We start from the raw sequence: 8,351 nt of genomic DNA, 5'->3' as shown, positions 1-8,351 counted from the left end.
GCCCAAAGAGGGTTCGGTCTCCCGTCCGCCACCGCACCTGCTTTCATAGCAGAGTCGGCAAGAAACAAGTTACAAGGGGGGTGTGACGGAGCGCTGTCACTTCCACAATACCGTTACTTCCCCTTCCACACCGGGTCGCGCTTTTCGGCGAAGGCGCGAAAGCCCTCGAGATTGTCCTCCGAGCCGTACAGTGCGTCAACCGTCGGCAATTGGCGGCGCGTCACCCGGTTCATCGCATCCTGGAAGGTGAGCGATTCGGCGACCCGTGCCGTTTCCTTGATCGCGGCAAAGACCAGCGGCGGCCCCCCCGCCAGCAGCCGGGCGATCTCCCAGACGCGGTCTTCGAGCTTCTCCTTCGGCAGCACCTCATTGACCAGGCCCCAGCGGTGCGCCTCGGCGACATCCATCCAGCGGCCGGTGAGCAAAAGGTCCATGGCGACATGATAGGGAATACGCTTCGGCAGCTTGATCGTTGCCGCGTCGGCCAGCGTGCCGGCACGGATTTCGGGCAGCGCGAAAGAGGAGTGATCCGACGCATAGATGAGGTCGCAGGACAGCGCCAGCTCGAAGCCGCCGCCGACCGCCATGCCGTTGACGCAGGCGATGACCGGCTTGTTGAGGTCACGCAATTCCTGCAGTCCACCGAATCCGCCGATGCCATAGTCGCCGTCGACCGCATCGCCGCCGGCCGCGGCCTTGAGGTCCCAGCCGGCGCAGAAGAACTTGTCGCCGGCGGTCTTGACGATGGCGACCCGCAGATCCGGATCGTCGCGGAACGCCTTGAACGTCTCGCCCATCAGCCGCGACGTTTTCAGGTCGATGGCATTGGCCTTGGGCCGGTCGAGCGTGACTTCGAGGATGGTGCCGTCGCGGCGGGTGGTGATAACGTCAGACATTCTTGTTCTCTCCCAGCACCAGCAGCGCGTCGGCGATCCAGGCGCCCTTGCCCTGAGCGCAGACGATCAGCGGATTGATATCGAGTTCCTCGATCTCGCCGGCATTTTCCTGCACGAAGGCGGCGATGCCTGATATCGCATCGATGGCAGCCGCGACATCGGCCTTGGGCCGGCCGCGATAGCCTTCGAGCAGCGGGAACAATTTGAGCCCGCGCAATGCCGCCTCGATGTCGTCGCGTGTCGCAGGCAGCATCAGCGTGACGCTGTCGCGCAGCAGTTCGACCAGCACGCCGCCGGTGCCCAGCGTCATCACCGCGCCGAACATCGGGTCCCGGGTGAAGCCGACGAGCAGTTCGGCGACGCCGTCGCGCACCATGCGCTCGATATAGAGGCCGGTGCCTAGCGCATCGAGGTCATGGGCGGCGGTGCTGACGGATTCGGCATCCCTGAGGTTGAGCCGCACCGCGCCGAGCTCGGATTTGTGGGTGACGCCCAAAGCCTTCAGCGCCACCGGAAAGCCGAGCGCCATCGAGGAGATGACCGCCTCGACCGCATTGCCGGCGCGTTCGCCCCTCGGCACGGGAAGCCCAGCCTCGATCAGCCGCGCTTTCGCCTCGGCCTCATCAGGCGTGACATGGTCGCCGGCCGGCGCCCCGGAAGCGGAGGTGTCGATCGGCTGCGCCTGCGGCTCGCGCCAGGCCCAGCCGATGAAGGCTGCCGCCTGGGCGGCGTCCATCGCCTCCGCAATGCCGAACAACGGCACCATGCCGCGTGCCATCAGGCCGGCGGTGTATTCCTCGGGCAGGTTCTCCGGCAGCGAGGAGACGATCGCGCCCTGCGCCTTGTTGGTTTTCAGCGCCGATTCGAAGGCGCGCAGGGTCGTCCACCAGTCGGTGTCCGAACAGCGGTCGGGGCGCGGGAAATCGAGCACCAGCATGTTGAGATCGAAACTGCCCGACACCATGGCGGTGAAGGTGGCGGTCATCGCCGGCTCGTTGTTCCAGATGAAGGTGTGGTAGTCGAGCGGGTTGGCCACCGCAACCAGCGGCCCGAGCGTCGATTTGACATGGGCGCGGTGCGCCTCGGTGAGCGCCGGGAAATTCACCCAGCGGCCTTCGGCGCTGTCGGCCATGACAGACGCCTCGCCACCCGAACAGCTCATCGAGGACAGCCGGTAGCCGGGCAGGGGGCCGGTGACGTGCAGCAGCTTGAGCGCCTCGATGAAGGCCGGGATCGAATCGACGCGGGCGATGCCGAGCCGCTTCAGGAAGGCGCCCGAGGCAGCGTCCGAGCCGGCCAGCGATGCCGTGTGCGAGACGGTCGCTTGCCGCGCCTGCTCGGAGCGGCCGACCTTCATGGCGATGATCGGCTTCTTCAACTCACGCGCCCGCGCGGCCAGCCTTTCGAAGCCGGCTACCGAATCGAAGGCCTCGATATGCAGGCCGAGCGCAGTGACGCGGTCGTCCTCGATCAAGCCGAGCGCCATTTCGGAAAGTCCGGTCTGCGCCTGGTTGCCGGCAGTCATCAGAAAGGCGATCGGCAGGCCGCGCTTCTGCATCGTCATGTTGATGGCGATGTTCGACGACTGGGTGATGATGGCGACGCCGCGGCCGCCCTCGGCCAGCCTGATGCCGCCATGCTGGTCGGGCCATAAAAGCGCGCCGTCGGCATAGTTGATCAGGCCGTAGCAGTTCGGCCCGATGATCGGCATCTGGCCGGCCGCTGCGACCAGTTCGGCCTGCAGCCGCTCGCCATGCTCGTCATAGGCCTCGGTTTCGAGGAAGCCGGCGGCAAAGCAGACGGCGCCGCCGGCGCCGCGTTCGGCCAGCGCCTTGACCACCTCGATCGTCAAATGCCGGTTGACGCCGACAAAGGCAGCGTCCGGCGCGCCGGGCAGGTCGGCCACCGAGCGATAGGCTTTTCGCCCGGCGACCTCCTCCTTGGTCGGGTGCACCGGCCAGATCTCGCCGGCAAAGCCCATCTTGATCGACTGCGCGACGACGGCAGCCGCCTGCGCGCCGCCGAACACGGCGATCGTTCGCGGGCGCAAAAGGCGCTCAAGTTTGTGCATGGTCATCTTTTCGTCTGCTCATGATCTTTTCCAACAAACGGATTCCACTTTTTGGGATCATGCTCTAAGCCCCAAACGGGCGCAGCATCGCCCGCGAAATAATGTGGCGCTGGATTTCCGAGGTGCCTTCCCAGATGCGCTCGACGCGGGCGTCGCGCCAGATGCGCTCCAGCGGCAGGTCGTCCATTAGGCCCATGCCGCCATGGATCTGGATTGCTTCATCGGCGACGAAGGCGAGCATTTCGGTGGCCTTCAGCTTGGCCATGGCCATGTCCTGGTCGGTGACAGTGCCCTGATCGTACTTCCAGCCGGCTTCGAACACCATCAGGTCGGCGGCCTTCAGTTCGGTTGCCATGTCGGCGAGCTTGAACGACACACCCTGGAACTTTCCGATCTGCTGGCCGAATTGCTGGCGCTGCGCGGCGTATTCGATGGCATGGCCAAGCGCCCGCTCGGCCCGGCCGAGACAGGTCGCGCCGACCTGCAGGCGGGTTGCGCCAAGCCACGAATTGGCGACCTCGAAACCCTTGTGGACTTCGCCCAGAATCTGGCTCGCCGGTAGCCGGCAATCATCGAATTCGAGGATGGCGTTGGTGTAGCCGCGATGCGAGACGTTGCGGTAGCCGTCGCGCACCGTAAAACCCTTGGTGCCCTTGTCGACGAAGAAGGCGGTGATCTTCTTGCGTTTTCCACGCGAAGACTCTTCCTCTCCCGAGGCCATGAACACGATGGCGAAATCGGCAAGATCGGCATGGCTGATGAAATGCTTGGTGCCGTTCAGCACCCAGTCGCCGCCGTCCTGCACGGCGCTCGCCTTCATGCCGCGCAGATCGGAGCCGGCGCCCGGCTCGGTCATCGCCAGGCAATCCCATTTCTCGCCGCGAATGCAGGGATAGAGATACTTTTCGCGCTGCTCGGGCGTCCCGGCCAGAAGGATGTTGGAAGGCCTCGCCACGCAGGTCCAGTGCAGCGCGTAATTGGCGCGGCCGAGCTCCTTTTCGTAAAGCAGCCAGGCCACCGTATCGAGCCCGGCGCCGCCGACTTCCGTCGGCATGTTGGCGGCATAGAGCCCGGCTTCGATCGCCTTGGCCTTGATCTCCTCGATCAGCTCACGGCGCAGCACGCCGGTGCGCTCGACCTCGCGCTCATGCGGGTAGAGCTCGTTCTCGACGAAGGCCCGCGTCGTCTCGACGATCAGTTTCTGTTCCTCGGAGAGCCCAAAATCCATGGTCTCAGCCTTTCTTCTTTTTCTTCGGCTTTTCAGCCTGGGCTTTTTCGGCTGCCTTGGAAGCGGTGGGCTTCTTCGCCGCAAGCTTGGCGAGCTGCTTGGTATAGTCCTTGTGCAAGGCGCCGGCGCCCCAGCCCTTGCCTTTGTTCTGCTTCGACAGCGCCTCCATGATCGCGACCAGATTGTCGTCGCGGATCTTTTCGAGCTCGCGGATCGACAGGCCATGCGCCTGGTCGTCCGACTGGGTGGCGATGAGGTCGACCAGCTCGTCGTTGAACTCCGGCACATCCATCAGCTTGGTCCATGGCCATTTCAGGCACGGCCCGAACTGCGCCATGAAATGGCGCATGCCGGCCTCGCCGCCGGCGACGCGATAGACCTGGAACATGCCCATCTGCGCCCAGCGCAGGCCGAAGCCATAGCGCATTATGTCGTCGAGTTCCTCGACCGTGCAGATGCCGTCCTTGATCAGCCACAGCGCCTCGCGCCACGCCGCCTCCAGCAGGCGGTCGCCGACAAACGCCTCGATCTCCTTGCGGATCACCACAGGCTTCATGCCGATCGAGGCGTACATCTCCTTGGCGACTTCGATCGCCTCGGGGAAGGTCTGCTCGCCGCCGACGATCTCGACCAGCGGCAGGAGGTAGACCGGGTTGAACGGATGGCCGACGACCAGCCGCTCCGGATGCTTCTTCATCGCCACCTGCATGTCAGTCGGCTTGATGCCGGAGGTCGAGGAGCCGACGATGGCATTGGCCGGCGCATAAAGGTCGATCTCGGCCAGCACGCGGTGCTTCAGGTCGAGCCGTTCCGGCACGCTTTCCTGGATGAAATCGGCATCGGCGACGGCATCGGCAATGGTCTTGGCAAAGGTCAGTTTGCCTTCTTTTGGCAGGCCGTCGGGCAGCATCTGCTTGTAGGCGCGGCGCGCGCCTTTCATCACTTCGCCGACCTTGCGCGCGGCTTCGGGATCGGGATCGAAGATCGATACGTCGATGCCGTTCAAGAGCAGTCGCGCCACCCAGCCGGCGCCGATGACGCCGCCGCCGATTGCAGCTGCCTTGGTGATGATGCTCATGCGGAGGCTCCGGTTCTTGTCCTGGCTATTTCCAGGTCGATGAGGGGCACGCGCTCGCCGGCGCGGATCACGGTGGGGTCATAGGCCCTGCGCGCGAACACTTCGAGCACGAAGGGCCGGAAGAAGTCGATCGGCAACGTCTCGAAATCCGGGTCGAAGCTCGACTGGTCCCAGCGCTCGCAGAACTGGTCGCAATCGTCGAAATAGGGATGGCCGGCGAAACGGTCGCGCGCATGGGGATTACCGCCGAGATGGTGGGCGTAATAGAGGCGCTGGAAGTCGCCGTGCTTTTCCACCACCCAGGTGCATTGTTCGCGCACGAAAGGTTTCAGGATCGAAGCTGCATATTCGTCGTGATTGTACGGTGCGTAGATGTCGCCGATGTCGTGCAGCAGCGCGCAGGCGATCCAGTCCGTATCGGCGCCGTCGCGCCATGCGCGCGTCGCCGCCTGCAGCGAATGGCCGAGCCGGGTGATCTTGTAGCCGGACAGCCCTTCGTCGAGCTGGACAAGCGCGTCAAGCAGGCGCTCGCCGGTTTTCGCCGCATAGTCGATCTCGTGCTCGGTGAGGAAGGCGTAATCCTCGCGGTCGCCATCCTTCATTGCGGTGAATTTAACGGTCTTCATCGGCGGCTCCTCCCTGCCGATCCCTTGTTCAAAGCGGCGCGCGCTTCGTCAAATTGAGCTTCTTGCGCACCTCGTCCGGGCCGATCACCCTTGCGCCCATGTTCGACACGATGCTGACTGCCCGCTCGACCAGCTGCGCATTGGTCGCCAGCACGCCCTTGTCGAGCCAGAGATTGTCCTCGAGCCCGACGCGGACATTGCCGCCGGCCAGCACCGCGGCGGCGGCATAGGCCATCTGGTTGCGGCCGATGGAAAACGCCGACCAGGTCCAGCTCGGCGGTACATTGTTGACCATGGCCATGAAGGTGTTGAGATCGTCAGGCGCCCCCCATGGCACGCCCATGCACAATTGCACGAGAGCATCCGCATCCAGCACCTTTTCCTCGACCAATTGCTTGGCAAACCAAAGATGCCCGGTGTCGAAGGCCTCGATCTCCGGCTTGACGCCGAGCGCCGTCATCATGCCGCCCATCGCGCGCAGCATACCGGGCGTGTTGGTCATGACATAGTCGGCCTCGGCGAAGTTCATGGTGCCGCAATCGAGCGTGCAGATTTCTGGCAGGCATTGGCGCACATGTTCCACGCGTTCGGTCGCGCCACCCATGTCGGTGCCTTGTTCGTTGAGCGGCAGCGGGTTTTCCGGCGAACCGAACACCATGTCGCCGCCCATACCGGCGGTCAGGTTCAGCACCACGTCGATGTCTGCCGCGCGGATGCGCTCGGTTACCTCGCGATAAAGGTGCACGTCGCGGCGCGGCTTGCCGGTTTCGGGATCGCGCACATGGCAGTGGACGATCGCCGCACCTGCCTTCGCCGCGTCGATGGCGGAATCGGCGATCTGCTTGGGCGAACGCGGCACATGCGGACTGCGATCTTGCGAGCTGCCGGACCCGGTCACGGCAGAGGTAATGAAAACCTCACGGTTCATTGCAAGCGGCATGGATTTTACTCCCAATCGGCACAGACGGTCCCGACCAATCAAACATGGGCCCGATCGACCAGACGGCAACAATGCCTGACTTGCCGGAAACTGTTTTGCGTTTTACGAAGACCATATGATGAAAAGCGAAAAACCGTCGATCTTTCGCGCCGAGCGCTCGCCGCTCAAGGTGACGCTGCTGGTGTTTTCCGGGTCGTCTATCATGTGCGTGGCATCGGCCGTCGATCCGCTGCGCGCCGCCAACCGTATTGCCGGCGAGACGCTGTTCGATTTCGGGCTGGTTTCGGTGACCGGCGAAGCGCCGGTCACCACATGCGGCCTGCCGGTTGCGGTCAGCGGCCGCTTCGACGCAGCGGATACGACCGACATGCTTGTTGTGGTCGCCGGCTTCGGCACGCAGAACTATGCCACGTCGGCACTGCTTTCCGGCCTGCGCCGTGCGGCACGCGCCGCACGCGCCTGCGGCGGCGTCGAGGCCGGCACTTGGCTGGTGGCCCGCGCCGGCCTGCTGGAAGGGCGCAGCGCCACCACTCATTGGGAGGACATGGAGGATTTTTCCTCGGCCTTTCCCGGCGTCGATGTCCGCCCCGACCGCTACGTCATCGACGGGCCGGTCTTCACCTCCGGCGGCGCTTCGCCGACCTTCGACCTGATGCTGCATCTGATCCGCACGCGGCTCGGCATGGCCGTCGCGCTCGATGTGGCAAGCGTCTTCATCTACGACCAGGCGCGGGCGGCGACCGACGCGCAGCCGCTGGTCTCGCTCGGCCGCCTCGACGGCTACGATCCGCGGCTGGCGCAAGCCATCCGGCTGATGGAAGCCCATGTCGACCAACCCTTGACCATCGCCGCTGTAGCGAAGCGTGCCGGGGTGACGGCGCGAACGCTGGAAAGCATCTTTCGCAAGTCGATCGGCGAGACGCCGGGCGCCTATTATCTCAGGCTGCGGCTGGGTGCCGCGCGCCGGCTGGTGGTCGACACGCGCGTGGCCATGGCCGATATTGCCGGGCGAACAGGGTTCTCGTCCGCCGCGGCATTTTCCAGGGCGTTTTCAAGAGCTTTCGGCGAAGCGCCGGTCAGGCTGCGCAGGGGATAATGCATGTCGCCCAAAAGTGCGTAGCGGTTTTGGGGTAACGACATGCATAGACAAAGGTGGATTAGGCAGCGTCCTGGCGGCTGCTTTTGCCGTCGATATGCGAGCGCATCTGTCTCGCAAGATGGGTCTCGAAGCGGCTGGCGACCGCGCGGTCCCATTCGTTTGCACTCCGCGCACCATGCTTCGGATGCGGCAGCGCCATCAGCCGGTCGATGATCGATCCGGCTTCGCCAGATGAGAGCAAGGCGTCGATTTCGCGTTCGTGCTGCATATCGTTTCGCCTCCTTTTTGTTTCCGCCACGAACCACATATACGAGATTCGTGACGGCTGTTTGAAGGCAATAGCGAGGCGATTGAGCGGCGGCGCGAGGCAAAACCTTGTCGTCGGTTCCGCCCTCGCGCAAACCTGTTCCGGT

The 8,351-nt window shown here is 64.3% G+C and carries 8 protein-coding genes; 1 reads left to right on the top strand and 7 read right to left on the bottom strand.

All coding sequences use genetic code 11. The features are described 5' to 3' along the window. Nucleotides 1-113: 113 nt before the first annotated feature. From AC0L25_RS15275 to bcoG, 6 genes are all read right to left on the bottom strand, one after another. Nucleotides 114-896 carry a carnitinyl-CoA dehydratase gene (locus AC0L25_RS15275; protein WP_473596259.1) on the bottom strand — a complete coding sequence of 261 codons (783 nt, stop codon included), beginning with the start codon at nucleotides 894-896 and terminating at the stop codon, nucleotides 114-116. Then, the gene (locus AC0L25_RS15270) at nucleotides 889-2,967 is read right to left on the bottom strand and encodes an acetate--CoA ligase family protein (RefSeq protein ID WP_473596264.1); all 2,079 of its coding nucleotides are present in this window, start codon (nucleotides 2,965-2,967) and stop codon (nucleotides 889-891) included. Before AC0L25_RS15270 ends, AC0L25_RS15275 begins: the two co-directional genes overlap by 8 nt. A 64-nt stretch (nucleotides 2,968-3,031) precedes the next feature. Then, nucleotides 3,032-4,195 (bottom strand): acyl-CoA dehydrogenase family protein, encoded by a 1,164-nt coding sequence (locus tag AC0L25_RS15265; protein WP_473596258.1) that lies wholly within the window; start codon nucleotides 4,193-4,195, stop codon nucleotides 3,032-3,034. 4 nt (nucleotides 4,196-4,199) lie between these two features. Next, complete coding sequence (locus tag AC0L25_RS15260) at nucleotides 4,200-5,273, bottom strand: carnitine 3-dehydrogenase (RefSeq protein ID WP_473596257.1); 1,074 nt, start codon at nucleotides 5,271-5,273, stop codon at nucleotides 4,200-4,202. Then, a complete protein-coding gene (locus AC0L25_RS15255; RefSeq protein ID WP_473596256.1) occupies nucleotides 5,270-5,899 on the bottom strand; it encodes an HD domain-containing protein in 630 nt (209 codons plus the stop codon). The genes AC0L25_RS15260 and AC0L25_RS15255 overlap by 4 nt, the downstream gene beginning before the upstream one ends. 28 nt (nucleotides 5,900-5,927) lie before the next feature. Beyond that, a complete protein-coding gene (gene bcoG, locus AC0L25_RS15250; protein ID WP_473596255.1) occupies nucleotides 5,928-6,839 on the bottom strand; it encodes a 3-dehydrocarnitine:acetyl-CoA trimethylamine transferase BcoG in 912 nt (303 codons plus the stop codon). Between the two features lie 115 nt (nucleotides 6,840-6,954). Between bcoG and AC0L25_RS15245 the strand changes: the two genes are divergently transcribed. After that, nucleotides 6,955-7,935, top strand: a complete 981-nt coding sequence (locus tag AC0L25_RS15245) for a GlxA family transcriptional regulator (protein ID WP_473596254.1) — start codon at nucleotides 6,955-6,957, stop codon at nucleotides 7,933-7,935. A gap of 61 nt (nucleotides 7,936-7,996) precedes the next feature. Here the strand turns inward: AC0L25_RS15245 and AC0L25_RS15240 are convergent, their stop codons facing one another. Continuing rightward, nucleotides 7,997-8,206 carry a hypothetical protein gene (locus tag AC0L25_RS15240; protein ID WP_473596253.1) on the bottom strand — a complete coding sequence of 70 codons (210 nt, stop codon included), beginning with the start codon at nucleotides 8,204-8,206 and terminating at the stop codon, nucleotides 7,997-7,999. Nucleotides 8,207-8,351 lie beyond the last annotated feature (145 nt).

Source organism: Mesorhizobium sp. WSM4813 (genome assembly GCF_055811555.1).
Note: the sequence above shows the minus strand (reverse complement) of the source record. Positions and strands in the feature narration are given on the sequence as shown.